We start from the raw sequence: 26,619 nt of genomic DNA, 5'->3' as shown, positions 1-26,619 counted from the left end.
TGCCCTGTGTGAATACGGGGCATCTTCGTGTGTCCGCACATCGTCAGACGAAAGGGTAACGCTGGTGTCAGTTCAAAAGGCCACCGAACTTGCAACATGGATCCGCGAGTGGGTGGCGCAGGCGACTCAAACCGAACCGGACACCATCGCCCTGGACGCGGACCTCACGTCCCTGGGGCTGAGCTCCCGCGATGCCGTCGTGCTCTCCGGCGAGCTGCAAAAGCGCCTGGATAAGCAGGTCGATCCGACGATCGTCTACCAGTACCCCACCATCACCGCGCTCGCCAACGCTCTTGTTGCCGAGCCGCAAGAAGCCCCCGTTACCACGTCGCGGACGGTCGCGCCCGCGACACCGGCGGATCACGATATCGCCATCATCGGCCTGGCGGGCCGCGTGCCCGGGGCCGATTCGCGCGCCGAGGGAGCCAACAACCTCGACACCCTGTGGCAGCTGCTGGAAACCGGCACGTCCACGGTGGGGGAGAAGCCCGAGGGGCGGTGGAAGGAGTACCTCTCCGACCCGGCGTCCGCGCAGAAGATGAAGGAGAACAACCTCACCGGCGGCTACTTCTCCGATCTCGCCTCCTTCGACGCCGAGTTCTTCGGCCTGTCGCCCGTGGAGGCCGCCAACATGGATCCGCAGCAGCGGATCATGCTCGAGCTCGCGTGGGAGGTGCTGGAAAACGCCGGTTACCCCGCCAACACGCTGCGCGGCGAACGCGTCGGCGTGTACGTGGGCGCCTCCAACTCTGACTACGGCATGCTCGTCACCTCCGACCCGGAGGAGGCCCACCCCTACGCCCTCACCGGCACGTCGCACTCCATCATCTCCAACCGGATTTCCTACTCCTTCGATTTCCGCGGCCCCTCCGTCACCGTCGATACCGCCTGCTCCTCCTCCCTCGTCGCCGTCCACCAGGGTGTGCGCGCGCTGCGCGAGGGGGATGCGGACCTCGTGCTCGCCGGTGGCGTCAACGTCATGGCCGCGCCGTTCGTCTCCACCGCCTTCGGTGAGCTCGGCGTCATCAGCCCCACCGGGGGGATCCATGCCTTCTCCGCCGCCGCCGACGGCTTCGTCCGTGGCGACGCGGCGGGGCTTTTCGCCCTCAAGCGCGTGGGTGACGCCATCGCCGATGGCGATAGGATCCTCGCCGTCATCCGCGGCAGCGCCGTCAACCAGGACGGCCACTCCAACGGGCTGACTGCCCCCAACCCCGAGGCGCAGGCCGACGTGCTGCGCCGCGCCTACGCCGACGCCGGCATCGACCCACGCCAGGTGGACTATGTGGAGGCCCACGGCACGGGCACCATCCTCGGCGACCCGATCGAGGCCCAGGCCATCGGCACCGTCCTCGGCGCCGGGCGCGACAACGCAGACCCGGTGCTGCTCGGCTCCGCAAAGACCAACTTCGGTCACTCCGAGTCCGCCGCCGGCGCCACCGCCCTGGCCAAGGTGGTGCTCGCCATCGAGCACGACACGCTGCCGGCCTCCCTCGGCTTTGACGAGCCCAACCCCTACATCGACTTCGACGGCCAGCACCTTGAGGTCATCACCGATGCCCGCGAGTGGCCCGAGTACTCCGGCACGAAGATCGCCGGCGTCTCAGGCTTCGGCTTCGGCGGCACGAACGCCCACGTGGTGGTCTCCGAGTTCAACGCCGAGGACTATGGCGTGGAGGCGGACGACGCCACCCCGCAGTTTGCCGCCCCCGCCGTGGTGACCGTCAGTGGCCTGTTGCCGTCGCGGCGCAAATCCTCGGCCGTGAGCCTCCTTGCCGCGGACCTGTCCGATCCCCACGCCGTCGCCCGCGCCACCGCGCGCCGCAACCACGGACGCTCCCGCGCCGCCATCGTCGCCACCGACGAGGAGCAGCTGCGCCACCGCCTCGAGCTCGTGTCCCAGGGCAAGAAGGGCCCCGGCATCGAGTTCGCGGATTCGCCGGCCACCGTCGGCCCCGTATTCGTGTACACGGGCTTCGGCTCGCAGCACCGCAAGATGGCGAAGAACCTGTACGAGCAGTCGCCATGGTTCAAGGCCCGCATTGATGAGCTGGACGAGCTGGTGAAGTTCGAGTCCGGCTGGTCCATGGTGGACATCATCACCGATGACGGTGAGACCTACAACACGGAGACCGCCCAGACCACCATCACCGCCATCCAGATCGCGCTGACGGACCTGCTCGCCTGCTTCGGTGCCAAGCCGGCGGCCGTCATGGGCATGTCCATGGGCGAGATCGCCGCGGCCTACGCCTGCGGGGGACTTTCGGCACACGACGCGATGATGATTGCCTGCCACCGCGCCCGTCTCATGGGTGAGGGAGAGGCCATGCTCACCGAGGAGACCCAGGGCGCGATGGCCGTGGTGGAGGTCGCCGCCGAGGATCTTCCGGAGGGCATCGAGCCCGCCGTGTTCGCAGGCCCCGGCATGACCACGGTTGGCGGCCCCCGCCAGCTCGTGCTCGATTTTGTGGAGAAGCTTGAGAGGGAGGGCAAGTTCGCCCGCGCCCTCAAGGTGAAGGGCGCCGGCCACACGAGCGCGCTCGACCCGTTGCTCGGCGAGCTCGCCTACGAGATCTCCGATATTCAGCCGCATCCGCTCACCATCCCGTTGTATAGCTCCGTCGACCAGTCCGTGGTGTACCCGGCGGGCTCCGTTGTCCATGATCCGGACTACTTCCTGCGCTGCACCCGCGGCTCGGTGTTCTTCCAGGATGCCACCGAGCAGGCCTTCGGCGCGGGGCACACCACCCTCGTGGAGATTTCTCCCAACCCAGTGGGCCTCATGGGCATGATGGGCACCGCGTTTGCCGTGGGCAAGCCGGATGCCCAGCTCACCTTCGCGTTGAAGCGCAAGATGGACGAGGGGCAGACCATCGTCGAGCTTTTGGCCAAGCTGTACGCCGCCGGCAGCCCCATCGATTTCGGCGCCGTTTACGGGGCGGGCGAGACCGCCACGCTCCCGCACACCCCGCTCAAAGACACGTCCTACTGGACGGCGGCCACGCCGAGCTCCTCGCACCACGGTGCGGGCACGCTGCTGTCTGCACCGGTGACACTGCCCACCGGCCAGCTGGCGTTTACCGCCCTGGCCGAGCAGACACCGAGCGCCTACGCCCTGTTGGAGGAGGCGGCCCGCGCCGTCAACCCGGATGCCGAGCTCGTCGCCTCCGAGGACCGCGCGACGCTGCCCGCCACCGGCGAGGTGACCACATTGGCCCGCCCACACATCGGCGGCGTCAACGTGGAGGTGTACCACAAGGACACCCTCATCGCCGAGGGCTTCGCGTCCACGGTCGCCGCCCCCACGGCCCCCACGGCCCCCACGGCCCCCGCGGCGGAGGAAGCCGACGACGCGATCGTCGTGGAGGAGCGCCACTGGGATCCCAAGTCCGGCGAGACCATCGAGGAGCGGCTGCGGTCCATCGTCAGCGAGTCCATGGGCTACGAGGTGGAGGATCTCCCCGCCGAGCTGCCGCTCATTGATCTCGGTCTCGATTCGCTCATGGGCATGCGCATCAAGAACCGGGTGGAAAACGATTTCCAGATTCCACCGCTCAACGTGCAGGCACTGCGCGACGCCTCCGTCGCCGACGTGGTGACCATGGTTGAGGAGGCCGTGAGCGGTAAGGAAACCGAGAAGAAGGACGTCGACAAGCCAAAGAGCGACAACCACCAGGGCGTGGGCGTCGCCCCGCGCGATGCCTCCGAGCGCCTCGTGTTTGCCACGTGGGCCGGGATGACTGGCGCGGCGGCCGCGGGCGTGACCAGTGAGCTGCCCGAGATCGACGAGGAGACGGCGAAGAAGATCGCCGAGCGCCTGTCCGAGCGCGCCAACGTCACCATCACCACGGAGCAGGTGCAGGGTGCCGAAACCCTCGAGCCGCTGGCCAACCTCGTGCGCGAGGGGCTGGAGACCGAGGTCCAGGGCAATGTCCGCGTGCTGCGCGAGCGTCCGGAGGGATCCGACCAGCCCGCCGTGTTCCTGTTCCACCCGGCTGGCGGCTCGTCGGTGGTGTACCAGCCACTCATGCGCAGGCTCCCCGAGGACGTCCCCGTGTACGGCATGGAGCGGCTCGAGGGCACGCTGGAGGAGCGCGCCGCGGCGTACGTGCCGGACGTGAAGAAGTACGCCGGCGACCACAAGATCATCCTCGGCGGCTGGTCCTTCGGCGGCGCGCTCGCCTTCGAGGTGGCCTCGCAGCTCGACCGCGACGTGGCCACCATCGTGTTGCTCGATACGGTGCAGCCCAGTGAGAAGATCCCCGATACCCTCGAGGAAACCAAGGCCCGGTGGACCCGGTACGCCGAGTTTGCCAAGAAGACGTACGGGCTCGACTTCCCCGTGCCCACCGAGCTGCTGGAAACCCAGGGGGAGGACGCCGTGATTAAGATGCTTACGGACTTCCTCGCCACCACGGATGCCTCCAGCCACGGGCTCGCCGCCGGCGTGCTTGAGCACCAGCGCGCCTCGTTTGTGGATAACCGCATCCTGGACAAGGTGGACTTCAACCGCTGGTCGCACGTCAAGGCCCCGGTCATGCTGTTCCGCGCCGAGCGGATGCACGACGGCGCCATCGAGCTCGAGCCACGCTACGCCAAAATTGACCCCGATGGGGGGTGGTCTACTATTGTTGACGATTTGGAGATAATCCAGCTCCACGGGGATCACTTGGGAGTAGTAGACGAACCAGAAATCGCCACCGTGGGTGCTTACCTCACGCGTCGGATCAAAGGAATGTAATGGATCTTTCAACCACAGCAGGAAAGCTCGCCGACCTCCGCGCCCGCCTCGAGCAGGCGAAGGACCCGGGTAGCGAGCGCTCACGGGCGAAACGCGACGCCGCCGGGCTCACCACCCCGCGCCAGCGGATCGACGCGCTGTTGGACAAAGGCTCCTTCGTGGAAGTCGGTGCCCTGGGGCGCACCCCCGGCGACCCGGACGCCCCCTACTCCGATGGCGTGGTCACCGGCTACGGCCGCATCGATGGCCGCCCCGTGGTCATCTACGCGCACGATAAGACCGTGTACGGCGGTTCCGTGGGTGTTACCTTCGGGCGCAAGGTGTGCGAGGTCATGGACATGGCCATCAAGGTCGGCTGCCCCGTCATCGGCATCCAGGATTCCGGCGGCGCCCGCATCCAGGATGCCGTCACCTCGCTTGCCATGTACTCGGAGATTTCCCGCCGCCAGCTGCCCCTGTCCGGCCGCAGCCCGCAGATCTCCATCATCATGGGCAAGTGCGCCGGCGGTGCCGTCTACGCCCCCGTCACCACCGATTTCGTCGTCGCCGTCGACGAGCGCGCCGAGATGTACGTCACCGGCCCCGCCGTGATCAAGGAGGTCACCGGCGAGGAGATCACCTCCGCCGAGCTGGGGTCCGCCCGCCAGCAGGAGCTCAACGGCAACGTCAGTTACGTCGCCGCCAGCGAGAAGGATGCCTTCGATTACGTCCACGATCTCCTTGATTTCCTGCCCACCACGTGCTTTGACGAGCCGCCGCGCTGGGCCGCCCCCGCCGACGATGAGCTGGACTCCCCGGACCTCGATTTCTTCATGCCCGACGACACCAACGCCGGGTACGACATGATGGACCTGCTCACCAAGCTTTTCGACGACGATAACGTCCTGCAAATCCAGGAGAACTTCGCCCCCAACCTCATCACCGCTTTCGCGCGTGTCGACGGCCGGTCCGTGGGCGTGGTGGCCAACAACCCGATGTACTCCGCCGGCTGCATCGATGCCGACGCCGCCGACAAGGGCGCCCGCTTCATTCAGATCTGCGACGCCTACAACATCCCCCTCATCTTCGTGGTGGATACCCCCGGCTACATGCCCGGCGTGCAGCAGGAGAAGGTGGGGCTCATCCACCGCGGCGCGGGGCTCGCCTACGAGATGGTCAACGCCACCGTGCCCAAGATCGCGCTCATCGTGCGCAAAGCCTACGGTGGCGCGTACGCCGTCATGGGCTCCAAGAACCTGTCCGGTGATTTCAACATGGCGTGGCCGACCGCGCAGGTGGCCGTCATGGGTTCCAGCGCCGCCGTGGTCATGATCCAGGGCAAGCAGCTGGCCAAGATCGAGGACGAGAAGCAGCGTGCGCACATGAAGAAGGTGTTCATGGACTTCTACGACGAGAACATGACCTCCCCGTACGTCGCCGCCGAGCGTGGTTACATCGACCGCATGATCCAGCCGCGGGACTCCCGCCTCGAGCTGCGTCGCGCGGTGCGCCAGCTGGAAAACAAGGTTGAGGTGCGCGTGGCAAAGAAGCGGTCGATCTCGCCCATGTAGGGCTTGATTGATGGGCAACAAACCGTTACACTATGCTGCGTTAACAATACTGGGAGGAGAAAATCCATGCTAAGCACTGCGCTTGACCTCGTCGGAGACATTCTGACGTTCATTGGGACGCTGTGGCCGAACTACATTGCTCCGGCTCTCGGCATCCAACTGGGTTCTTCCTAAACCATGTGAGGAAAAACCACACCAATGCACCTGCCTCGCGCGGGTGCATTTTTTTGTTCTGTACGAAGAAGAGAAGTGGTTGCGGTTCCTAGAAACCTCAAGGCATTGGTGCAGCGCCTGTGGATAGATACCGCGAGGCACTACCCGGTAGTAATGCGTAGAGAGTCAGAAGTGCACGGACAGTGACACCATCGGCGTGAGCGTGAGGATTGGTAAGCAACGCGGTTTGTATCAGCACCGGACAAGTGATGCGAAAGCGCCGTTCTTCCAGCATTTTTAAGCGTTGCCTACCGGATACCGCTGAGCTGCTGAGCGTAGTCCGCAGTCACGGTCTGAGTGTGTATGGTGAGCTGGACCGATGGCTGATGGGTTCACTAGTCTTTAGTAGACGGGCCAAAATAGCAGATGCCGAATTTATAATCGGGTTCTTGGTCAATGACGGATTCTAGCCGTTGAGCAAAAGCTCTACGTTTTTCTTCTGCCCCCTGGAAACTGGCCACGTTATAAAAAGCCGGAAGCATAGATTTCCTATGGCAGAGTTTGATTTTCTGGCGGAAAAGACCTTTCTTTGACACCGTATTAGTGGTCGGTCTTAGCCAGAGACGCGCTTGGTGCGATACCAGGTTGCGTAAGGATCTCAATGATTCCATTCCTGTATCGAAGCGCCCGGCAGGAATCCCCATGTCATCGGCGATCTTACGCCAAACGCGTTGTTTATCCTCCGGGGTCCTGTCGCAGCGCTGGATTAGCTTCACCAGGCGCCCGAGTGAAAAACTATCCACGACCGACCATAAAGGTAGGTCTTTGGTGATTTCCTTGCACTGCTCCCAATTTTGCTCAGCGCAGCGCTTGGGACGGGAGCACCCTTGTGCCTTGCTAGCTTCGGAGAGTTGGTTTACTACGTATGCTTCGCTGTATTCAAGAATGTCATTCATCAGGCCACGAGCTAAGTAGTCATTGGTGTACTCCCCGCCAAGGTCCAAGTAATTTTCGCAGTCAAGAAAGGAACCAAAAGGATCAAACTTCTCGCAGTACTCTTGCACAAGATAATGCCGTAAAAGCCATTCCGCGTTTCGAATCCCTGAATAGAGTACTTCCGAAACTTCAGCATCTACATCGATGAGGTGGAATACATGGGCAGGAGTTTTCGGGCCCTTCATTTTCCCAGCAAAGTACAGTTCCCGGAAATTGCGGGCGTAGCCCAGAAAGTAATGGAAGTTCATCGCGTCGAGGCGAGCAACATCATGGTCCGTGAGGCTTCCGGGGGCAAAGTAATCCTTTTTGGATAGGTAATCCACCCGCTCATCAAGGGTGAGAAAAGGAGGCCTGTTCGTCATTGCGTTAACTCCTTGCAGATGGGATAAGCCCTAGAAACCGTTGGTCTCTAGGGCTTACCAGGGCCACATCAGCGGGACGCTTCCAAGAGAGGCGGCTGAGGGAACTGTTGCCCACCACCATAGCGCGCCCCGTCTGCTGCTGCAACCAAACCACGCCAAAAAATGAGAAAACAAGCTTGTGGTTATTCCCACCGGATGGTCCGCGATTTCAACGGGCCCATGTGCACGTGCTTGAGCTTTACTGAGGAGGGAGTGGCTGTTCAAGCACTAGCGAAAGCGCTTGGCAATAGCACGCCAACCGAGGAGGAATAGTGCAGACATAGAGCTTGCGACGATGATGAAGGACCAGTGCGGGAACGCGCTGTGGCGGATGCCCCAGATTCCCAGTCCGGTGATCACGGTGACCAGCCAGACGGCGACGCCACCGGGGGCAACGTGGGACGGCTCCCACTTCTTGGCCAGATCAAGGATCCAGCCGAGGATGATACCGGTGACAAACGGCCATGCCGTGTCCAGCCAGCCAACGAAGTTAAGTGGGAGTTCGGGCGAGTTGTGCGCAATGCGTGCGAGCAGGGCAAACGCAAGGATTGAGGCGATATCTGCTGCTGCGGCTGTAGTTTTGGACATAGTAAAAATCTACTATACCGGCTATTGTTAGGCTTATGAAAAAAATTGTCACTTCTGCTACGGTTGCTGCGCTTGCGTTGAGCACGGTTGTAGCACCGTCGGCTATGGCGGAATACAAAGAGAGCTTTGAAAACAACACCTGCACCATCGAGCTGACGCAGGCCGACAAGGATACCGTTAACGAGTACCTGACCAAGCCTAAGGACAGCGCCAATAACCTCGCAACGGCGTTGCAGGAGATCCTGTACAAGCAGCACCCCGAGCAGAAGGACAATATTGCCCTCCTGGAGCAGTACCGCGCGAATCACCCCAACGACGCGATCCTCGCAGGGACTCTGTTCGCTGGCGGCCTGAAGACGGAGCAAGCCAAGCAGTCCCTCATCAAGGCTGTCGACGGCTTGACGGATACCGTGGGCGACGTGACGGTCACGTTCAAGGGTGGCGATGCCCGCTGGTTCGTCCGTGGCCCGCAGAAGACCGACGCGGACAAGGCGGAGTTCCCCGCCACAACCCTCACCATGGAGCAGGTTGATTCCATCCTGAACTCCGGCAAGTACGGGGATGCCATCCCCAGCTATCAGGCGCTGAAGACCAAGATTGACAAGGGTTACCAAAAGGAAACGGGCGATCTCAACACCTTCATTGTCGGCAGCTTCTACTCTGATTCCATCAAGAATCTAGCCAAGGCGCTGGGGACCTCCGCCACGAAAGAGCGCGACGCGGCGTACAAGGTGCTCGGCAACGAGCCGCTGAAGAAGTCGCTGGAGAACTGCAAGATCCTCTCCCAGGGCCGTGACCCGGAGCAGGTGCGCGAGGATATGGGCTCGTCCAAGGATCTGGAGATCCTCCGCCCGCTGTCCTACATCCTGGCCGGCGTGTTCGGCCTGTTCGCGGTGCTGGGCATCGCCTACGGCTGGGTGCGCGAGCACATGCCCCAGCTCTTGGGAATGTAAATAATCCAGCCCGCAAGGGTCATGAGCAGGAAGCTCACAATGCGGTAGGCCACCACTGCCCCCGCGGCGGTGGTGGCCTCCACTCCTGTGGAGACAAACGCCGCCACCATGGCGGCCTCCACGGGGCCAAGGCCGCCGGGGGTGACGGGGATGGCGCCGACGATTTTGGCGGAGGCGTAGGCCAAGAGCACGCCGAAGAGGCTGGGGGTGGCGTCCACCGACCACAGGCAAAGGGATAGGGTGGCAACGTCGAAAAGCCTGTTTGCCAGAGAGAACACAGCCGCAACCAGAAACTGGGGCACCGACAACCGGACATCGGAAAGCTTGGGGTGGAGGCGGGAGGCCACAAATACGGCGACGGAGAGGGTGACCAGCACCGCAAGTGTCCCGAGCAGCGACGTGAGAGAAAGTGACGCGCCGGTGAGGACGATGGCAGCGATGCCGAGGCCCGCGAGCCACACGTTCGACAGCGTGCCGGAGAAGAGGATGAACCAGCCGCACACGAGCCGGGAGGCGCCCCACGAGCGCTGGATGGAGTACTGGTAGGCGGCCGAGAGCGCCCCGCCGCCGGGAAACGTGGTGGCCCACGAGTTGCCGATGAACGTCAGTGCCACCGTGTCGCGCCGCCGCACTTTCACTCCGGCGCCGGTCAGTAGCGTGTGCATGACCAGGCCCATGGCCACCAGCGTCAAGACGGCGCTGACCACGGCGAGCATAAGTGGGCCGACGGAGGCATCGCGGAGCTCCTTCACCCCATCCCTAAAGTAGCCCAGCTTACCGCGGAAGAACCACAGTGCCGCGGCGAGCGCGACGAGGGAGACCGCGAGCTGGACGTACTTATTCGTTCTCAAGGCGGGCAACAAGCTCGGCCACGTTGAGTTGCTGGGTAGGAACATCGGCAAAGCCATCGCTCGTGTCGTTGTGCCCCAGCGCCGCCGAGGCCTTCTTCACCCAGCGGGGCGCCCACCAGCAGTCGTCGCGCAGCATGTGCATGACGGCGGGTACGAGCAGCATGCGGATGATGGTGGCGTCGAGGAGCAGGGCCGCGATCATGCCAAAGGCGATGTACTTCATCATGACGATCTCGGAGAATCCGAACGCCCCGCACACCACGATCATGATGAGCGCGGCGGCGGTGATGATGGAGCCGGTGTGGGCGGTGCCGTAGCGGATCGCCGTGTCCGTGTCCGAGCCGTTCTCGCGGGCCTCCACCATGCGCGAGAGGAGAAATACCTCGTAGTCGGTGGAGAGCCCGTAGACGATGGCGACGATGAGCACAAGCACGGGCGACATGAGCGGGCCAGGCGTGTAGCCGAGGAAAGACGAGCCGAGGCCGTCGACGAACATAAGGGTCAGGATGCCGAGCGTGGCGCCGAGGCCGAGGATGTTCATGATGACGGCCTTGGCGGGCAGGATGACGGACCCGAAGATGAGCGAGAGCAGGATGAACGTGGCGGCCACGATGTAGAGGGCCATCCACGGCAGTTTGCCCAGGAGCGCCTCGATGGATTCCACCTCGAGCGCGGGCGTGCCGCCGATGTGGAGGGAGACCCCTTCCGGTGCCTCAATCTGCCTCAGTTGGTCGATGACCTTCCCGTTGTCTTTGCGGTCGGCGATGCCTGCGGTCAGTACAGTCGTCTTGTCGACGGTTGGTTTAGCGCCGAACCTGCCCGTCAGCCCCTCCACCTTGTTGGCCTGCACAAATACCTCGGCAAGCTGCTGCGGTGTGGCGTTTTCCACCACCAGTTTGACGGGGTCGGTGCGCATGGAGAACGTCTCGTCGAACTCCTGCTGCGCCTGACGCACCGGGTTGCTGGGTGGCAGGTACGTCTCGTTGATACCGCCGAACTTGATGCCCCCGAGCGGCAGGGTGAGCCCCAGCAGCACGGCGACGATGGCGACGGTGACGATCTTGGAGTGCTTCATGGCCCACGTGGGGATCCGCGACCACAGGGTCTGCGACCAGTGCTTGGTGGAGCCCTTCGTGCGCCGCAGCGACCACTTGTCAATGTTGGGCCCCAGCATCCCGAAGATGGAGGGCAGCACAGTGATGGACAAGATGGCGGCGAGCCCCACGGCGGAGATCGCGCCGTACGCCACGGATTTGAGGAACGCCTGCGGGAAGATGAACAGCCCGGAAAGCGCCACGGCCACCATGGCGGCGGAGAACACCACCGTCTTGCCGGCGGTGGACACCGTGATGCCCACGGCGTGCTCCACGTCCTCGCCGCGTGCCATCTCCTCGCGGAAGCGGGAGACCAAGAACAGGCCGTAATCGATGGCGAGCCCCAGGCCCAAGAGGGTGACAACCGATTGGGCGAACACGTTGACCTGGGCCACCGAGGCGATCATGGAGAGGATGCCAAGCGAGCCCAAGATGGAGAGGATGCCCACCAACAGGGGCATGCACGCCGCCACGACGGAGCCGAATACGATGAGCAGCAGGATCCCCACGGCGGGGAGCGCGACCACCTCGGCGCGGGAGATGTCGCTCGACATCCCCTTATCCAGCGCGTCGGCCACGGCGGTGGCGCCTGCCACCTGCACCGTGGCACCGGCGACCTCGGAGGGGAACTGGTCGGCGATGGCGCGGAAATCCTTGAGCGTCTGCTCCCCGTCGCCGTTGAGGCCGATGGCGGCAAAGGCCTGCTTCTTATCGGCGGAGGCGAGGTTGGGGTTGAGCGTAGTGAAGTAGCTGGTGACGGTCTCCACCTGCGGGTTGGCCTTGAGTTTTTCCACCTCGGCACCCATCGCCTTGTACAAAGTGGGATCGTCCACGGTCTTCCCCTCGGGGGCGGTGACGAGGAGGATGACGTCGCCCTGGTTATCGCGGCCGTAGATCTCTTGCTCGATCTTCGCCGCCTGGGTGGACGAGGAGTTCGGGTCATCCCAGCCCTCCTGGCTCATCCGCTCGCCCAGCTGCGTGCCGGCGAGCGCGAACAGGAGAACGATGAAGGTGATGACCACAAGCGGCACGACGCGCCGGTGGCGGTAGGCAAATAAACCCCAGCGGTAAAACATGTATTACTCCTCGCTGTGGTGGGCGTTGCGTCCCGTGAGCAGGGCGGACAGCGGCCTGAACGGCTGCAGCCAGGCGCCCTCGGAGGGCAGAGCGTCCAGCGACACGCGCGGCAGCGGCTCGCGGAAGACGCCGGGGATCTCCTCCAGGTCCACAAACTCGATGCGCTCGTCGGTGACGGCCCACGAGGCGTGCTCGTGGAAGCCGATGACGGTGGCGGGGATGCCCTCGCCCGCCAGCTTGGTCAAAAGCTCACGGAAGTTTTGCCCGTCGGCGCTTGCCACCACCACGGCGCGGAGGATGCCCTCGCTGTAGCGGCGCCTAATGTGTTCGAGCATGTCGGGGTCCACATCGGAGTCCTCGTCGGACTTCGGCTTGGCAAACACGGCGAAGCCCACGTTGCGCAGGGCCTCCACCCACGCCCGCATGACCTCGGCGCCGCCGGGGGCGACGTTGGTGAACACGGTGGCCTCGGGCTCCACGTCCTCGCCCAGCTCCTCCGCCAGTGCGGAGGCGCGCTTCAACAGCCACCGGCCGATGGCGTCAAAGCGGGGCCGGTAGGCGGAGGTGGGTCGCCCGCCGAGGATGGAGCCGAGCCCCATGTCCACGTTGGGTGCGTCCCACACGAGGAGGTAGTCCGGCGGGCCGGGTTCGGCGCCGGGGGTGTAGTGGTGGGGAATCTCAATATCGTGCATCATGAACGTTTCCTCCACAGGAACTCGGTGATGGTGTGCTCCTGGCGGAGGCCTTTACCTTCAAATTTGGTGATTACTTGTCGGTCGGTGAGGATGGGCGCATCCTCCCACGGCCAGCCCATGTATTCCAGGCTTGGTTCCACGTTAGTAAGTTCGGTGATCCACTCGGCGTAGTCGGCGTGGTCGGTGGCCACGTGGAGCACGCCGCCGGCAGCGAGCTTGTCGGCCAGAAGCCTAAGCGTCCCGGATTGGATGATGCGGCGCTTGTGGTGGCGGGCCTTGGGCCACGGGTCCGGGAAGAAGATCCGCACGCCGGCAAGAGAGCCGTCGGGGATCATGCGGTTGAGTACCTCGACGCCGTCGCCGCGGACCATCCGGATGTTGGTGAGCCCCTCGCGGACGATGGCGCCGAGGAGCTTAGCCAGGCCCGGCTTGTAAATCTCCACGGCGATGATGTTGTACTCGGGCTCGAGCGGCGCCATCGCGGCGGTGGAGGTGCCGGTGCCGGAGCCGATCTCGAGGATGGTGGGGTGGCCGGTGCGTCCGAACCATCCGTCGATGTCGAGCGGCTCGTCGGCGAGGTCGCGCCCGTAGGTGGCCCAGTTCTCGTCCCACGTTTTGTTCTGGTTATCAGTTAATGTCCCGCGCCTAAAACTCACTGACCCCAGGCGCGGGTAGGCGAGTCCATCATCAAAGGTGGACTGCATTTTTCTATCAAAATCAGTCATAGCGCACTCAATTGTTCCCGTCCGGGGGTGAATTTTCAATTTGCGGGCCCGGTGTAGTAGTTGCACAATGGGGAAAAGACTGCAAGGGGATGCTGATGGGGGATCTTAGAAATCGCTGTAACGCCTGGTTACGCTCACGGCCGGCGGATTGCCCGGCCCGAGCCGAAGTGGAGCGCACGCTCAAGCGCCTGACCGGCCCACTGCGGGTGGCGGTGACCTCGCCAGTGGCGGCGCTCGAGGTGCCGCTTTCAGGCGCGGTCCGCGTGCGCTGCGCGTGGCCGCTCACGTGCCCCTCCATCGACGTGGGGATACTCGTCACCCCGCAGGTGACGGGGCGGATGCGGGCACGGATCGCCGCCGGGCCCTGTCCTATTTATTCCTGCGCCACGGTGGCCGAGGTGCAGGCGATCGTTGATGCTGTCGACGTGCGGGCGGTGCGGGAGCGTCTGCTCGCCGTCCAGCTTGCGCACGTGGCCCGGCGCTTCCCCGGGGCGGGCGTGCCGTCCTCTCCGCGGCCGCTCACGGCCGCTGCCCCGCGGCCCAGGGTGTGCGTGGTGGGCCGAAACACCGTCAGTGTGCTGGAGGAACTCCGGTGTGCGTGTGACGTGGTGGAGGGGCCGGATAAGGCGGCGGACGTGTGCGTCGCGGTTGCCGGCCCGGGAGGGTGGCTGCCGGGTGACGCGGAGATTCTCGCCCGATCCTTCGCCGCCGTCGGTCGCCTCGTGGTCACCGCGCCCCCGCCGCCGGGGTTGGACCCGCTGGTGGTGACGGCCCGCGGCGGCCTCACGGAGACCGTCTTTCGCGCTTGTCGACGCCCCCCTGCCGCGCCTTTACCCACCGTCCAGGCCTCCCACGCCAGCTTGGCGGTGCGCACGTTGCACCCGCGCCGACGGGTGTGGCAGGAGCAGCTGCTGCTTAGCGTGGTCGTGGCCGTGGGGCTCTCCCGGGTGTTGCCAGTGCTGCTCGCGGCGGCGGTGGCCGGAGCGCTGTTTGTGCTGCGTCGGCGGGCGCGCCGGGAGCTGCCGGGCCGGGCGTGGGTGGAAAACTTAGTAAGGGGGTAATCAAATGGATGATGTATTGGATTTTTTTATGGATGGGGACCACTTCGAAATCCCGAATGCGTTTGGGGGCGAAGCCACGTTTTACTCTGAAAACGGCATCCTCGTGTTCGCCGATCTCGATGGCGACGGAACCGTTGACCAGGTGCTCCACACCGATTTTGATGGTCATAGCCAGGTGTGGAATAAAGGCATGTGGGATGACTGAAATACTGGTTATGACAGGTGGTAGTGTGTGGGGTATAAAAGTGTTACCCGATTTCAGGAGATGTAGATGACTGCACCCACCATCCCAGGGCTCAAGGGGGAAGCCCCCACCAACAACGTTGACATGCTTCAGTGGATCGCCGAGGCTGTCGAGCTGTTTCAGCCGGACGAAGTTCAGTTCTGCGACGGATCCCGTGAGGAATGGGACCGCCTCACCTCGGAGCTGGTAGACAAAGGCACGCTCACCAGGCTCAACCCCGAGAAGCGCCCGAACAGCTTCCTGGCCCGCTCCAACCCGAGCGACGTCGCCCGCGTTGAGAGTCGCACGTTCATTTGTACGGAGGATCCGGATGGCGCTGGTCCCACCAACCACTGGGTGGACCCCAAGAAGATGCGCGCCGAGATGACGGAACACTACAAGGGCTCCATGAAGGGGCGCACGATGTACGTTGTTCCGTTCTGCATGGGCCCCATCTCGGACCCGAAACCCAAGCTCGGCGTCCAGCTCACGGACTCCGCCTACGTGGTGCTGTCCATGTCCATCATGACCCGCATGGGCACGGAGGCGCTGGAGAAGATCGGCGAGCACGGCGACTTTGTCCACTGCTTCCACTCCGTCGGCGCACCCCTCGAGGAAGGCCAGGAGGATGTCCCGTGGCCGTGCAATGACACCAAGTACATCACCCAGTTCCCGGATACCCGCGAGATCTGGTCCTACGGCTCCGGCTACGGCGGAAACGCCATCCTGGCTAAGAAGTGCTACGCGCTGCGCATCGCCTCCGTCATGGCCCGCGACGAGGGCTGGATGGCAGAGCACATGCTCATCCTCAAGCTCAACTCCCCGGAGGGCAAGAGCTACTACATCACCGGCGCGTTCCCGTCGGCCTGTGGCAAGACCAACCTCGCCATGATCACCCCGACGCTGGAGGGCTGGACCGCGGAGACCGTCGGCGACGATATCGCCTGGCTGCACTTCGGTGAGGACGGTCGCCTCTATGCCGTCAACCCGGAGAACGGGTTCTTCGGCGTCGCACCCGGGACGAGCTACGATTCCAACCCCAACGCCATGAAGTCGATGGAGCCCGGCAACACCCTGTTCACCAACGTCGCGCTCACCGACGATGGCGACGTCTGGTGGGAGGGCATGACCAAGGAGCCGCCGGCCCACCTCATCGATTGGCACGGCAACGATTGGACCCCGGACTGCGGCGAGCTCGCCGCCCACCCGAACTCCCGCTACACCGTCCCGGTGTCCCAGTGCCCGGTGGCTGCGCCGGAGTATGACGATCCCAAGGGCGTGCCGGTGACGGCCATGCTGTTCGGTGGTCGCCGCCCCGATACGGTGCCGCTGGTGTCCGAGGCCCGCAGCTGGAAGCACGGCGTGCTCACCGGCGCGCTGCTCGCCTCCGGCCAGACGGCCGCCGCCGAGGGTGAAGTTGGTGCCCTGCGCCACGACCCGATGGCTATGCTGCCGTTCATCGGCTACAACGCCGGCGATTACCTGGCCCACTGGCTGGAGATGGGTAAAAAGGAAGGCGTCAAGCTGCCGCACATCTACCTGGTCAACTGGTTCCGCCGTGGCGAGGACGGCCGCTTCCTGTGGCCGGGCTTTGGCGATAACTCCCGCGTGCTCAAGTGGATTGTGCAGCGCATGGCCGGCGAGGTTGAGGCCGATGAGACTCCGGCAGGCTTCACTGCCCGCTTCGAGGATCTGGACCTCACGGGCCTGGATTACGAGGAAGAGGACATTCGCGAGTGCCTCACCGCCCCCAATGACAAGTGGCGTGCGGACATTGAGGATAACGAGCAGTGGCTCAAGCACCTCGGCGACCGCGTCCCCCAGGAGCTGTGGGACGAGTGGGAGGCCCAGAAGGCCCGCCTGAATAAGTAAATAACCACCACAGGGCGACTATCGGCAGCGATGGTCGCCCTTTTTGCTACCCGGAAAACGCCTCTAACTTTGCTTTCACGTTGCCGTGAATGAGGTGGTACCCGTGGAATGGTCATATCCTACGTTGTCCGGATGGGGCTTGTGCGCTCGGTGGTGCCTCTCGCGGGTGTGGATTAGAGCGTAGCCACCGAGTCCCGCTCCACCAGCGGCATGGGCAGGAGGGTCTCGGTGGGGATGTCCGTGTTGCCGGCGAGCATGTCTAGAACAAGGCAGGCGCCTACCTGGCCCATTTCCTTGTACGGCAGGGCGATTGTGGTGAGGCCGGGGCGGGTGTAGGAGGCGAGGTCCTCGTTATCAAAGGAGATGACAGAGAGATCCTCGGGCAGGCGCAGTCCGCGCTCCTTCGCCGCGTTGTACACGCCGGTGGCGATGCGGTCGTTGCCGGCGATGATAGCGGTGGGGCGGGCGCTGGAGTCCAAAATCTCCTGCGTGGCCTCGTAGCCGAGCGGTTCCTCCCAGTCCTTGCCGCGGAGGTTGGCCACAAATTCCAGTCCCGCGTCGGCCATGGCGGTGTCCATGCCGTGGAAACGGGCGTTGATGGAAACGGTGTGCCGGGGATCGTCCGCCCAACGGGACCGGCCGATGGTGGCAATCCGCGTGTGACCGTGTTCTACAAGGTAGCGCACGGCGAGCTCTCCGGCATCGTGCTCGGCGGGGAGGATGGAGGGGACCCCCGCTGCTCGGGCGTTAATCACAATGCCGACGTCGCCTTTTCGCAGCGGTTGGATGTCCACCTCGCGTGCGGTCATGACGCCAAAGAGGAAAGCCCGGACCCGGTTGCCGCGGAAGGAATCGAGTTCCTTTTTTAGCCGGCCCGCGTCTCCCCCGTACTCGGACATGAACAGGGCCATGCCATTTTCTTCGGCCACGTTTAAAATGCCGTGGATCATGCCGGTGGCAAAGCGCGTGGTGATGACGTTATCGGAGACAAACGCCAGCGCATCCGCCTGGCCGGTACGCAGGGTCCGCGCCGTTTGATCGGGGGTGTAGCCGAGCTTATCTGCCACGCGGCGGATCTTCTTGGCGGTGGTGTCGGGGATCCGCGTGCCGGTCCTGCCGTTGAGCACCAGGGACACGGCGGAAACGGAAACTCCCGCCTCCTGCGCCACCTGGGCCTGGGTCACTTTCTTCACGCGGTTTCCTCCTTTTCTGGGCTTTTATTGTAATCCCCATATGTGAAGCCCCATCAACGCCGTAGTTTTACCCCTGAAAGTGTGAATTTCGCTAAAACGATTTACCAATTTAATCTGGGTCACTAAACTGGGTGCTAACACGATTTAGCACAGGGATTTGGAAAAAAAGACCAGGTGTCAAAGGCGTCAGTACGCGTTAGTACGCAGTCAGATCCACGTGGCTTCATCGATACACAAAGATCAACTCGAATGTGATGCGAGGAAAAATGTCTAATATCATGCAGCAGCTGAAAAATACTGCGTATCAGCAGTCATCGGCGCAACTTCTGCTCTTCTTCATGTCCTGGGGCATCTGGTGGTCCTTCTTCCAGCTGTGGCTCTCCAGTGAAACACGCGGTCTCGGCTTCAACGGCAGCGAGATCGGCACCATCTACTCGGTGAACTCCGCCGTCACCCTCGTCCTTATGCTCCTTTACGGCACCATGCAGGATAAGCTCCGCACACGTCGCACCCTCGTCATCGGCGTCGCGGTGCTCATGAGCCTCACCGGCCCGTTCTTCATGTGGGCGTACTGGCCGCTTCTTCAAAGCGAGTCCTTGTACATCGTCGGCGTGGGGTTGGGGGCACTGTTTATCGGCGCGGCCTTTGTGGGTTCGTGCCCGCTGTTTGAGGCGCTCGCCGAGCGCATGTCACGCAAGCATGGTTTCGAATACGGCCAGGCGCGCGCCTGGGGGTCCTTCGGCTACGCCATCGTGGCGCTTGTCGCCGGATTTAACTTCACGGTAAACCCCGCCATCAACTTCTGGCTGGGCTCTGCCTTCGGTGTTCTTCTCCTCTTCATCCTCGTTTTGTGGAAGGAGCCGGAAGCGCCGGATACGGAATTCACCAACACCACCCCCAGCTTCAAAGAGATGGTGTCCGTCCTGAACGTGCCCTCCCTGTGGGTTGTCATCGTCTTGGTGTTCTTCACCTGGACCTTCTACACGGTCTTTGATCAGCAGATGTTCCCGCAGTTCTACACCTCACTCTTCCAAGACGCAGCCACCGGTGAACGCACCTACGGCATCCTCAACTCGGTGCAGGTATTTGTTGAAGCACTGATGATGGGTGTAGTCCCCATCTACATGCGCAAAGTCGGCGTGAAAAACACCCTCATGACGGGATTCGCCGTCATGGCTCTGCGCATCCTTGGCTGTGCCATCTTCGCCGACCCGGTCATCATCTCCTTTGTCAAGATGTTCCACGCGCTGGAGGTGCCGCTGTGCATCCTGCCCATCTTCCGGTACTTCACGCTGCATTTCCCCACGAAGATCTCGGCCACGCTCTACATGGTCGGCTTCCAGGTCGCCTCGCAGGTAGGAAACGTTGTCCTGTCGCCTGTGCTTGGTGCCATGCGTGACCGCCTGGGATTCCACCCCACCTTCTACGTCATCGTCGGCTTTGTTGTGGCATCGGCGACCTTCGGGTGGTGTGCACTCAAGGGCGATAAGGAAGACGTACAGGGCGATCCGTTCTTCACAGACAAAGAAATGGCGAAAGGAATAGAAAAATGACCGACGAGCTAATGCGCACACGCATTGAAAAAGCCACGGCAGCGAACAAGAAGCTTGCAGAAAACCTCAACACCCGCTGGTACCCGCGCTTCCACATCGCAGCACCTGCCGGTTGGATCAACGACCCCAACGGTCTCATCCACTTCCAGGGTCGCTACCACGTGTTCTTCCAGCACCACCCGTATTCGGACGAGTGGGGTCCAATGCACTGGGGCCACGTCTCCTCTCCCGATTTGGTGACGTGGGAGCGCCACCCGATCGCGCTTGCCCCCTCCATCGAGGAGGACAAGGACGGGGTTTTCTCCGGCTCCGCGATCGTGGGGCTGGACGGCAAGCTCAACGTCTTCTACACCGGCCACCGCTGGCGCAACGGAAAGGACGGCACCGACGGCAACCTGCAGGTTCAATGTCGCGCGATAAGCGAGGACGGCATCCACTTTGAAAAGGTCGGCGTCGTCGTCGAGGGCCCGAGCGAGCTTCCCCACTTCCGCGACCCGAAGGTGTGGAAGCAGGGCGACCGCTGGTACATGGTCTTCGGCGCGCAATCGGCAGATCACCGTGGCGAGGTCTGGATGTATGTCTCCCGCGACCTCGAGACCTGGGAGTTTGACCGCGTCGTCTTCCAGGATCCGAACCCGGATGCCTACATGCTGGAGTGCCCGGATCTCTTCCCGCTCGGTGATCACTGGGTGCTCGTCTACTGCCCGATGGGCCCTGCGAAGGACGGCTACCGCAACCGCAACGGCCACAACGCGGGCTACGTGGTGGGGGATTGGGCCCCTGGCCAGGATTTCACCCCGCTCACCGAGTACCGCCCGCTCGACTGGGGTGCGAACTTCTACGCCCCGCAGACCTTTGCCGCCCCCGACGGCCGTCGCCTCATGTTCGGGTGGATGGGCGCCTTCGACGATCCGGTTGCCTCCCAGGGCACGGACAACTGGGCCGGTCAGCTCACGGTTCCGCGCGAGGTTTCGCTTCTCGACGATCTGCAGGTCGCACTCCGCCCCGCCGCCGAACTAAGCCAGGTGCTTCCCAACGAGAAGGACTTCGGCACCTTTACAATAACCGGCGCAAAGACCCTTGCAGAGGATCTCACCTGCGCCGATATCGAGCTCACCATCGATTATGCCGCCTCAACCGCAGAGCGCGTCGGTCTGCAGCTTGCCGATACCTTCGTCTACTACGATGACCTTGCGCATCGAGTGGGCATCGACCGTCGACAAGCCCCCGTCGAACCCCGCAGCTACCGCGCAGCACCCGTCGAGCCTGACAGCGAGCTCACGCTTCGCGTCCTTGTCGATGTCGGCTCCGTCGAGGTCTTCGCAGGTGATACGTGCGTCTCCTCGCTAACCGCAGCAAGCGACGGCCCGCGCGCGGTGACGCTTACGGCCGAGGGCGGCGACGCCGTCGTCACCGCCTGTCGCGTGCGGACGTTGGACTAGACGACGCTTGCTTCTCGCCCCACGGTGAAAGCAGAAGCACGAGGAAGATGACAAGTGCGACGATCCCCATCCACCGGGATTCCACGGTGATGGTCAGCGCAGTCACGCAAATGACAAAGATGGACAAAACGATACGTTTAGTGGTCGTCATCGGCGCCTGTTACCTGAGTTCCTTGGCAGAAACGAAGTCTTCGTCATGCTTCGGCGACGGCACCGACTTCACAAACTGGTACCCATATTTTTCGTAAAGCCCGTGATGCTGGGTGACAATATACGTCTTATTCCACCCCGCGTCGCAGGCTTTGCCCTCCAGAAAATCAATCATCTTTTCGGACAGCGTGTTGCCGCGGAAGTCGGGGTGGACATAGATTAAAGAAATCCACGGCCGGTACTCGGGAATGGGGTTAAAGTCCTGCTCCACGAGCGCGCTGAATCCCATGATCTCGTCGCCTTCCGTGACGAAGAACAGCTGCGAGCTTTCGCCGAGGCGCTCATAGAATGTGCCCTCGGCGAGGAGCGTCCGCAGAAATCCAGCAGCTTTCCACTCTGCGGCATCGAGGAAGTCGAGGAAGCGGTCCTGTTGTGATGTAGTTTCCCAGGAAATAAATGTCGGCATGGTTCCCACTGTAGAGTCATTACCCATGTTTTCTGCGAAGCGATGATCAGGTTACGGGTGAGGAACTCGCGGTGCATCGGGATGTGGATAATAGCAAGTGGGGGCGGTCGCCGATGGTTACGGAGAATGCCTCTTAGGTATTGCTTCCGTTCACAGCGTGCATCAATTACGGAAAAGTTCATCGTGTGAGCCCGTACGTTGGAAATATGCTATGTCTCCCGCTGTTGTCCAAATAACAGGCCAATCTCCAGCATTTGCAACATGGCACTCGCTACTCCCGGTCCACTTGCCGGTCCACTTGCCGGTCAATTTGTGCATGTTGTGCCTGCGTCTCAATATAAGAAGGGAGTCTGTTGAGTTCTCCAGAATGAGGTTACCAACAGACTCCAATTCGGACAGATTACATTTTCTCTTCGTGGTTTACGGTCCCGATTGAAAGCTGGTGTGAACGCAGCGCGCAGTCGTTTATTCACGACAAGGCTGCTTCGATCATTTCCCGCCCATTTGAGTATGTCGGGGTATATCCATCAGCGATCATCTTCTTTGTTTCCTCGATGGCCTTCATGCTTTCGGCATTAGGCTGCCTGTAATCCAGCGTGAGTGGGATGGACTTTGTATATACCATTTCGGTAAAAAATGCGCGGACGACCGTAGAAAGGTCGAACCCATAGCATTCAGCAACTTCGGCCGCACTCTCCTTGAGATCCTGATCAAGGCGAATTGTTAAACTGCTTGCAGGCATAGCTCCTCCATTCTCTATGTATGTACATCGTAATGCTAATGCACATACAAACACAATAGTTAAGACTCGGCTTTCTTCAATGCGATAACCAGGTTGCTGGTGAGGAACTCACGGAGGATCGGGATGCGGGTGACCCACCAGGCCCATTGTGGGTGGTAGCGGGGGAACAGTCCGAGGATGTCGGCATCTGGTACGGAGTGTGACCAGCGGATGCCATCGGCGCAGGAGACGTCGAAAAGGGTTTCGCCGAAAACGTTTTTTGGTGGGTGGCCGTGGGTTTTGGTGTAACGGTCGCGGGCGAAGGCGCCGCCGAGGTAGTGCTGCCAGAGGCCGGTCTCGTGGCCGCCGAAGGGGCCAAGCCAGATGGTGTAGCTGAGGATGATGAGGCCGCCGGGCTTGGTGACGCGCACCATTTCGTCGCCCATCTGCTGCCAGTTGGCCACGTGTTCTGCGGCGTTGGAGCTCATCGCGCAGTCGATGGAGCCGGTGGCAAAGGGGAGGTTTCTGCCGTCGGCGCGGATGTCGGCGGGCTCGTAGGGGTCCACGGAGATGTAGGTGGCGGGCGCGAAAGCCCCCTGGAAGTAGCCGGGGCCTGACCCGACGTCGACAAGCGTGGAGGGCAGGGGGAGCCCACAGTCACGGTGCAGGGCGGTGACCAGCGCGGCGGTGTCGCGGGCAAGAGGGAGGTAGAACTCGTCGGGGGAGGTCTGCTCCTTAAAAAAGCTCAAGAAGAGGCGCCAGGAGCGGGCCAGGGTGGCCAGGCGGCGGGTGTGAAGGAGCATTGTCTTAACGTAACCGCTTCCAGCTCGGCTTAACAATATCGCCGTGGCGGTAGAGGTCCGTGAGGATGAGGATCCCCAGGGCGGTGAGCAAAACGATGGGGACGATGGATGCCTCCAGCCCAAACGGTCCTCCGGTAAGTATCTCCGGGCCGGGCGGGGTGGACTGGTAGGTGACCGCGCCGGAGACAGTGATCCCCAGGATCGGCCCCTGCGTCACGTTCCACGCCGTGTGCAGGCCTATTCCCACCCACAGGTTGCGGGTATAGGCGTAGACGGCGGCGAAGAGGATGCCCGCTTCCAGGGCGATGCCCACCGCGCCCATGAGGGAGCCAAGCGGATTCGCCAGGTGAACAAGCCCAAAGATAAGAGCGCTGACGGCGATGGCGAGCCACGTGCCCACCCGGTATTCCAATAACCTGAACAAAAGCCCGCGGAAGAGGATCTCCTCCACCACTCCGGCGACGAGCCCCACCTGCACCACAGACCACCAAAAATCGGGTTGGGGATGGAAGCCGTCGGTGAGGAACACACCGAGGAGGGCGAGCACGCCGACGCTGATGAGGATGCATGCGCAGCCGAGCACGAGCCCCACGGGGAGCCCGCGGGCGAGCCCCCGCCACGTGAACTCCACGGCGGGACGGCGCCGTTCGTAGAAGTAGGCGAGCACCCAGTAGGCAACCAGCGCCGCGGGCACTGCCGCCACCGTCGTGATGCGGGTGACGGAGGCGGTGATGTCCTCGTCGGTTAGCCCCTGCGCCGTCAGGATTCCCACGGCAACAAAGCCCACCACGAAAAGCAGCGGGACGAAGATGGCAAAGAACACGAGCGCCCGCACGATGGGCAAACGCCGGGAAGCAGGCAGGTCCAAGGAGGGTTGATCCTCGGTGAGCGCGTCGGCCGGTCGCACCGTGGCAGGCGAGCCGAGAACGCGTGACATTAGCTGGTGCGTGGTCATACCTTGAGCCTAGGCGAGGGTGCGGCGCTTCGCACCCATTAGGATTGATGGTCGTACCACTTCCACGAAAAAAGGGCCGAATGAATATCCTCCTTCTGTGCTGGCGCGACACCGACCACCCGCAGGGCGGTGGCTCCGAGTGCTACCTCGAGCACGTGGGCGCGTACCTGGCCCGGCAGGGACACACGGTGACGTACTTCTCGGCCCGGGCCAAGGGGATGCCGGCGCACTCCACCAAGCGGGGCGTGCGCCACATTCGGCGGGGCGGCAAAATGACGGTGTACATCGCCGGGCTTATCCACGCAGCCCTGCACAGCTACGACGCGGTGGTGGACACCCAAAACGGCATCCCGTTTTTCGCCCGGCTCACCCACCCGCGCTCGACGGTCCTCCTCACGCACCACTGTCACAAGGAACAGTGGCCGGTCGCGGGCCCGCTGCTCAGCAGGCTCGGGTGGTTCCTGGAATCCCGCGTGGCACCGCGCGTGTACCGGGGCGCGCCGTACGTGACGGTATCGGATTCCTCCAAGCGAGAGCTCGTGCGGCTGGGGGTACGGGAGAAGGACATCCGCGTCATCCATAACGGTGGGCCCGCACCGGCCCCTCAATCGAACAGGCATTCGGATCGGTTGGTCACCCTCTCCCGCCTCGTCCCGCACAAGCGCATCGAGCACGTCCTCGATTATTTGGCGGCCCGACCGGGTGCGCGCCTCGACGTCATCGGCTCCGGCTGGTGGGACCCAAAGCTCCGCTCCTACGCCCGTGAGCTGGGGGTGGAAAGCCAGGTTATCTTCCACGGCCAGGTCACCGAGACCCGCAAGGGGGAGCTATTAGATCGGGCCGGCATCCACGTCATGCCGAGCGTCAAGGAGGGCTGGGGGCTCGCCGTCATCGAGGCGGGCCTGCACGGCGTCCCTACCGTCGGTTACACACGGGCAGGAGGGCTCACGGATTCCATTCGGAACGGTTCCACCGGTTTGCTTGTCGACGATAAATCGCACCTCTTTTCCGCCATCGACACCCTGCGCGCCAACCCCGACCTGCGGGCGGAACTCGGCGCTAACGCGCGCTTATTTGCGGCCCAGTTTTCCTGGGATGCCACCGGTAAGAAGTGGGAAGGGTTGCTACTTGAACGTGGTGGGATCAATTCCTAACGAGACGAGCGTGGCATCGTCGTTGAGGAAAATGGAATCGATGGCTTGGAACGAGTAGTAGCCGGTTCCCTTCAGCAATTCTCTGGGGATCAACCAAGGGCCGACGTGCTTCGTCGGATCATCAATGTTTACGGAGGTGAGGTACTGTCCTGCCCCAACGTTGTCGTCCCGGTAGAACACGTAGTTAGCTATCGGGCCGTCAAACGTTACGGAAACGAGATCGCCGGGGATGAGATCGCTCACATCGTGGTAATCCATGTGTATTTCGGTGGTGTCTGTGGTGGGGAAGGGAAAGCTGACGATGCCGCGCTTCTTTGAGGTTATAAAGTAGATCTTTCCGTCTCTGGTGAAATAGTTTGTGACTACGCTGTAGGTAGAACTATCGTAATCCCACGTTGATTGGTCATTTGTCAGCGTCCAGCCACTAGCCTCAAGGCGGTAGAGGCTCCAGCCTTGCTCGCTATCGGTATTCCATTGGAGGAAGAGCTCCGGGGTGCCACGGTGGAAGGAGACCATCGGAAAACTTGCCCGACGATCGCCGGGCAGGTCGATGCAATCCTGGGATAGATCGTGAAGGTAAGAGAAAGAATTTGTACAAATTACTCGAGAGTCCTCGTCATTTGCCACAGAAATATCGAGTGCGAATCCATCGTTTGACACGGCTGGGCCAAATCCCATGTGGGGTATATACTGCGATTTCAGCCGGGTCCCATCGGTCAAAGTGTAGCTAGTTCCCACCCCGCCCGAATAACTCACCAACAGGGCTTCGCTGCCGTCATCTGACGTAGCACCGTGCATCATTCCATTCGTATCAACTGTGCCGGAAAGTGTCGTGGTGGTGACCGTCTCTATGTCTCTTACGAGTAGCTCCTTGCCCCTCATTATTCCAAAGCGATTCCGGTCAAGACGGGTGAACACTGGGTTGTACACCGGGTCGGTGAGCTCGGTGCGAAACTGTCCATCACTGCCTGTCTGAAACCAAATATTGGACGCTGACGTGTCGCTGGCAGAAGAGGCAGATCCAAACACTGCAACGTTATCCGGAAGGAGTGGAATAGTAGCACCCGATTCGCTTCGCGTGTCGTAGTCATCTGTGGCATCGGTGAGAAACGCAAAACCGAGAATAACAAGCAACGGCACAAAAAAGATCCCCAAAATGAGGTAGCCGATTTTTGTATAGCTCATGAAAACCTCTCCAAAGA

General features: G+C 62.4%; 22 protein-coding genes and 1 pseudogene. 9 read left to right on the top strand and 14 right to left on the bottom strand.

The window, feature by feature from the left end:
- Positions 1–64: 64 nt before the first annotated feature.
- Both HMPREF1219_RS07840 and HMPREF1219_RS07835 read left to right on the top strand, forming a co-directional pair.
- On the top strand, positions 65–4,741 hold the full coding sequence (locus HMPREF1219_RS07840; RefSeq protein WP_016458363.1) for a type I polyketide synthase: 4,677 nt from the start codon (positions 65–67) through the stop codon (positions 4,739–4,741).
- Positions 4,741–6,291 carry an acyl-CoA carboxylase subunit beta gene (locus HMPREF1219_RS07835; protein WP_016458362.1) on the top strand — a complete coding sequence of 517 codons (1,551 nt, stop codon included), beginning with the start codon at positions 4,741–4,743 and terminating at the stop codon, positions 6,289–6,291. The genes HMPREF1219_RS07840 and HMPREF1219_RS07835 overlap by 1 nt, the downstream gene beginning before the upstream one ends.
- 548 nt (positions 6,292–6,839) lie before the next feature.
- On the opposite strand, the gene HMPREF1219_RS07830 is transcribed toward HMPREF1219_RS07835, so the two are convergent.
- Both HMPREF1219_RS07830 and HMPREF1219_RS07825 read right to left on the bottom strand, forming a co-directional pair.
- Positions 6,840–7,802: an Abi family protein gene (locus HMPREF1219_RS07830; protein WP_016458360.1), complete on the bottom strand. Its 963-nt coding sequence runs from the start codon at positions 7,800–7,802 to the stop codon at positions 6,840–6,842.
- A 267-nt stretch (positions 7,803–8,069) separates the two neighbouring features.
- A complete protein-coding gene (locus HMPREF1219_RS07825) occupies positions 8,070–8,429 on the bottom strand; it encodes a DUF3054 domain-containing protein (protein ID WP_016458359.1) in 360 nt (119 codons plus the stop codon).
- A 35-nt stretch (positions 8,430–8,464) separates the two neighbouring features.
- Here HMPREF1219_RS07825 and HMPREF1219_RS07820 point away from each other — a divergent pair, with 35 nt between their 5' ends.
- Positions 8,465–9,382, top strand: coding sequence for a hypothetical protein (locus HMPREF1219_RS07820; protein ID WP_016458358.1), 918 nt, complete (start codon positions 8,465–8,467; stop codon positions 9,380–9,382).
- Here HMPREF1219_RS07820 and HMPREF1219_RS07815 read toward each other — a convergent pair.
- Genes HMPREF1219_RS07815 through trmB form a run of 4 tightly spaced genes read right to left on the bottom strand, consistent with a single transcriptional unit; the run spans position 9,337 to position 13,824 of the window.
- Positions 9,337–10,233 (bottom strand): lysylphosphatidylglycerol synthase transmembrane domain-containing protein, encoded by an 897-nt coding sequence (locus HMPREF1219_RS07815; protein WP_040427461.1) that lies wholly within the window; start codon positions 10,231–10,233, stop codon positions 9,337–9,339. The two genes, HMPREF1219_RS07820 and HMPREF1219_RS07815, sit on opposite strands and share 46 nt — an antisense overlap.
- A complete protein-coding gene (locus HMPREF1219_RS07810) occupies positions 10,220–12,403 on the bottom strand; it encodes an MMPL family transporter (RefSeq protein ID WP_016458356.1) in 2,184 nt (727 codons plus the stop codon). Before HMPREF1219_RS07810 ends, HMPREF1219_RS07815 begins: the two co-directional genes overlap by 14 nt.
- 3 nt (positions 12,404–12,406) lie before the next feature.
- Positions 12,407–13,096 carry an NYN domain-containing protein gene (locus HMPREF1219_RS07805; protein WP_040427597.1) on the bottom strand — a complete coding sequence of 230 codons (690 nt, stop codon included), beginning with the start codon at positions 13,094–13,096 and terminating at the stop codon, positions 12,407–12,409.
- Positions 13,096–13,824 carry a tRNA (guanosine(46)-N7)-methyltransferase TrmB gene (trmB, locus tag HMPREF1219_RS07800; RefSeq protein ID WP_016458354.1) on the bottom strand — a complete coding sequence of 243 codons (729 nt, stop codon included), beginning with the start codon at positions 13,822–13,824 and terminating at the stop codon, positions 13,096–13,098. Before trmB ends, HMPREF1219_RS07805 begins: the two co-directional genes overlap by 1 nt.
- 95 nt (positions 13,825–13,919) lie before the next feature.
- On the opposite strand from trmB, the gene HMPREF1219_RS07795 reads away from it, so the two are divergent.
- The 3 genes from HMPREF1219_RS07795 to HMPREF1219_RS07785 all read left to right on the top strand — a co-directional run bounded on the left by HMPREF1219_RS07795 (position 13,920) and on the right by HMPREF1219_RS07785 (position 16,980).
- On the top strand, positions 13,920–14,885 hold the full coding sequence (locus tag HMPREF1219_RS07795) for a hypothetical protein (protein WP_016458353.1): 966 nt from the start codon (positions 13,920–13,922) through the stop codon (positions 14,883–14,885).
- A 4-nt stretch (positions 14,886–14,889) separates the two neighbouring features.
- A complete protein-coding gene (locus tag HMPREF1219_RS07790; protein WP_016458352.1) occupies positions 14,890–15,090 on the top strand; it encodes a hypothetical protein in 201 nt (66 codons plus the stop codon).
- A gap of 66 nt (positions 15,091–15,156) precedes the next feature.
- Positions 15,157–16,980 (top strand): phosphoenolpyruvate carboxykinase (GTP), encoded by a 1,824-nt coding sequence (locus tag HMPREF1219_RS07785; RefSeq protein WP_016458351.1) that lies wholly within the window; start codon positions 15,157–15,159, stop codon positions 16,978–16,980.
- A gap of 173 nt (positions 16,981–17,153) precedes the next feature.
- Here HMPREF1219_RS07785 and HMPREF1219_RS07780 read toward each other — a convergent pair whose 3' ends face one another.
- The gene (locus HMPREF1219_RS07780; protein ID WP_016458350.1) at positions 17,154–18,173 is read right to left on the bottom strand and encodes a LacI family DNA-binding transcriptional regulator; all 1,020 of its coding nucleotides are present in this window, start codon (positions 18,171–18,173) and stop codon (positions 17,154–17,156) included.
- A gap of 266 nt (positions 18,174–18,439) precedes the next feature.
- Here HMPREF1219_RS07780 and HMPREF1219_RS07775 point away from each other — a divergent pair, with 266 nt between their 5' ends.
- Together HMPREF1219_RS07775 and HMPREF1219_RS07770 are read left to right on the top strand one after the other, a co-directional pair.
- Entirely contained in the window at positions 18,440–19,726 is a 1,287-nt protein-coding gene (locus HMPREF1219_RS07775) for an oligosaccharide MFS transporter (RefSeq protein ID WP_016458349.1), read from the top strand.
- Positions 19,723–21,168 (top strand): glycoside hydrolase family 32 protein, encoded by a 1,446-nt coding sequence (locus tag HMPREF1219_RS07770; protein WP_016458348.1) that lies wholly within the window; start codon positions 19,723–19,725, stop codon positions 21,166–21,168. The genes HMPREF1219_RS07775 and HMPREF1219_RS07770 overlap by 4 nt, the downstream gene beginning before the upstream one ends.
- On the opposite strand, the gene HMPREF1219_RS12535 is transcribed toward HMPREF1219_RS07770, so the two are convergent.
- The 6 genes and pseudogenes from HMPREF1219_RS12535 to HMPREF1219_RS07750 all read right to left on the bottom strand — a co-directional run bounded on the left by HMPREF1219_RS12535 (position 21,137) and on the right by HMPREF1219_RS07750 (position 24,245).
- Positions 21,137–21,319, bottom strand: a complete 183-nt coding sequence (locus tag HMPREF1219_RS12535; protein WP_016458347.1) for a hypothetical protein — start codon at positions 21,317–21,319, stop codon at positions 21,137–21,139. The two genes, HMPREF1219_RS07770 and HMPREF1219_RS12535, sit on opposite strands and share 32 nt — an antisense overlap.
- A gap of 9 nt (positions 21,320–21,328) precedes the next feature.
- Entirely contained in the window at positions 21,329–21,784 is a 456-nt protein-coding gene (locus HMPREF1219_RS12230) for a GNAT family N-acetyltransferase (protein ID WP_051120526.1), read from the bottom strand.
- Positions 21,785–21,946: 162 nt separating this feature from the next.
- A pseudogene (locus HMPREF1219_RS13420) lies at positions 21,947–22,186 on the bottom strand (type II toxin-antitoxin system RelE/ParE family toxin); the annotation flags it as partial.
- 67 nt (positions 22,187–22,253) lie between these two features.
- A complete protein-coding gene (locus tag HMPREF1219_RS07760; protein WP_016458345.1) occupies positions 22,254–22,526 on the bottom strand; it encodes a type II toxin-antitoxin system RelB/DinJ family antitoxin in 273 nt (90 codons plus the stop codon).
- A 59-nt stretch (positions 22,527–22,585) separates the two neighbouring features.
- The gene (locus tag HMPREF1219_RS07755) at positions 22,586–23,308 is read right to left on the bottom strand and encodes a class I SAM-dependent methyltransferase (RefSeq protein WP_016458344.1); all 723 of its coding nucleotides are present in this window, start codon (positions 23,306–23,308) and stop codon (positions 22,586–22,588) included.
- Positions 23,309–23,312: 4 nt separating this feature from the next.
- Positions 23,313–24,245, bottom strand: coding sequence for a CPBP family intramembrane glutamic endopeptidase (locus HMPREF1219_RS07750; protein WP_211212638.1), 933 nt, complete (start codon positions 24,243–24,245; stop codon positions 23,313–23,315).
- A 98-nt stretch (positions 24,246–24,343) separates the two neighbouring features.
- Between HMPREF1219_RS07750 and HMPREF1219_RS07745 the strand changes: the two genes are divergently transcribed.
- Complete coding sequence (locus HMPREF1219_RS07745; RefSeq protein WP_016458342.1) at positions 24,344–25,417, top strand: glycosyltransferase family 4 protein; 1,074 nt, start codon at positions 24,344–24,346, stop codon at positions 25,415–25,417.
- On the opposite strand, the gene HMPREF1219_RS07740 is transcribed toward HMPREF1219_RS07745, so the two are convergent.
- Positions 25,388–26,602, bottom strand: a complete 1,215-nt coding sequence (locus tag HMPREF1219_RS07740; protein ID WP_016458341.1) for a hypothetical protein — start codon at positions 26,600–26,602, stop codon at positions 25,388–25,390. The genes HMPREF1219_RS07745 and HMPREF1219_RS07740 overlap by 30 nt on opposite strands.
- Positions 26,603–26,619 lie beyond the last annotated feature (17 nt).

It is taken from the genome of Corynebacterium pyruviciproducens ATCC BAA-1742, assembly GCF_000411375.1.
GTDB classification, from domain to species: domain Bacteria; phylum Actinomycetota; class Actinomycetes; order Mycobacteriales; family Mycobacteriaceae; genus Corynebacterium; species Corynebacterium pyruviciproducens.
Note: the sequence above shows the minus strand (reverse complement) of the source record. Positions and strands in the feature narration are given on the sequence as shown.

Bases quoted from the DNA above. Each gene is read 5' to 3' on its own strand.
- HMPREF1219_RS07835 (WP_016458362.1), top strand. From the start codon at position 4,741: ATGGATCTTTCAACCACAGCAGGAAAGCTCGCCGACCTCCGCGCCCGC.
- HMPREF1219_RS07830 (WP_016458360.1), bottom strand. From the start codon at position 7,802: ATGACGAACAGGCCTCCTTTTCTCACCCTTGATGAGCGGGTGGATTAC.
- HMPREF1219_RS07825 (WP_016458359.1), bottom strand. From the start codon at position 8,429: ATGTCCAAAACTACAGCCGCAGCAGCAGATATCGCCTCAATCCTTGCG.
- HMPREF1219_RS07820 (WP_016458358.1), top strand. From the start codon at position 8,465: ATGAAAAAAATTGTCACTTCTGCTACGGTTGCTGCGCTTGCGTTGAGC.
- HMPREF1219_RS07810 (WP_016458356.1), bottom strand. From the start codon at position 12,403: ATGTTTTACCGCTGGGGTTTATTTGCCTACCGCCACCGGCGCGTCGTG.
- HMPREF1219_RS07805 (WP_040427597.1), bottom strand. From the start codon at position 13,096: ATGCACGATATTGAGATTCCCCACCACTACACCCCCGGCGCCGAACCC.
- trmB (WP_016458354.1), bottom strand. From the start codon at position 13,824: ATGACTGATTTTGATAGAAAAATGCAGTCCACCTTTGATGATGGACTC.
- HMPREF1219_RS07795 (WP_016458353.1), top strand. From the start codon at position 13,920: ATGGGGGATCTTAGAAATCGCTGTAACGCCTGGTTACGCTCACGGCCG.
- HMPREF1219_RS07790 (WP_016458352.1), top strand. From the start codon at position 14,890: ATGGATGATGTATTGGATTTTTTTATGGATGGGGACCACTTCGAAATC.
- HMPREF1219_RS07785 (WP_016458351.1), top strand. From the start codon at position 15,157: ATGACTGCACCCACCATCCCAGGGCTCAAGGGGGAAGCCCCCACCAAC.
- HMPREF1219_RS07775 (WP_016458349.1), top strand. From the start codon at position 18,440: ATGTCTAATATCATGCAGCAGCTGAAAAATACTGCGTATCAGCAGTCA.
- HMPREF1219_RS07770 (WP_016458348.1), top strand. From the start codon at position 19,723: ATGACCGACGAGCTAATGCGCACACGCATTGAAAAAGCCACGGCAGCG.
- HMPREF1219_RS12535 (WP_016458347.1), bottom strand. From the start codon at position 21,319: ATGACGACCACTAAACGTATCGTTTTGTCCATCTTTGTCATTTGCGTG.
- HMPREF1219_RS12230 (WP_051120526.1), bottom strand. From the start codon at position 21,784: ATGCCGACATTTATTTCCTGGGAAACTACATCACAACAGGACCGCTTC.
- HMPREF1219_RS07760 (WP_016458345.1), bottom strand. From the start codon at position 22,526: ATGCCTGCAAGCAGTTTAACAATTCGCCTTGATCAGGATCTCAAGGAG.
- HMPREF1219_RS07755 (WP_016458344.1), bottom strand. From the start codon at position 23,308: ATGCTCCTTCACACCCGCCGCCTGGCCACCCTGGCCCGCTCCTGGCGC.
- HMPREF1219_RS07750 (WP_211212638.1), bottom strand. From the start codon at position 24,245: ATGTCACGCGTTCTCGGCTCGCCTGCCACGGTGCGACCGGCCGACGCG.
- HMPREF1219_RS07745 (WP_016458342.1), top strand. From the start codon at position 24,344: ATGAATATCCTCCTTCTGTGCTGGCGCGACACCGACCACCCGCAGGGC.
- HMPREF1219_RS07740 (WP_016458341.1), bottom strand. From the start codon at position 26,602: ATGAGCTATACAAAAATCGGCTACCTCATTTTGGGGATCTTTTTTGTG.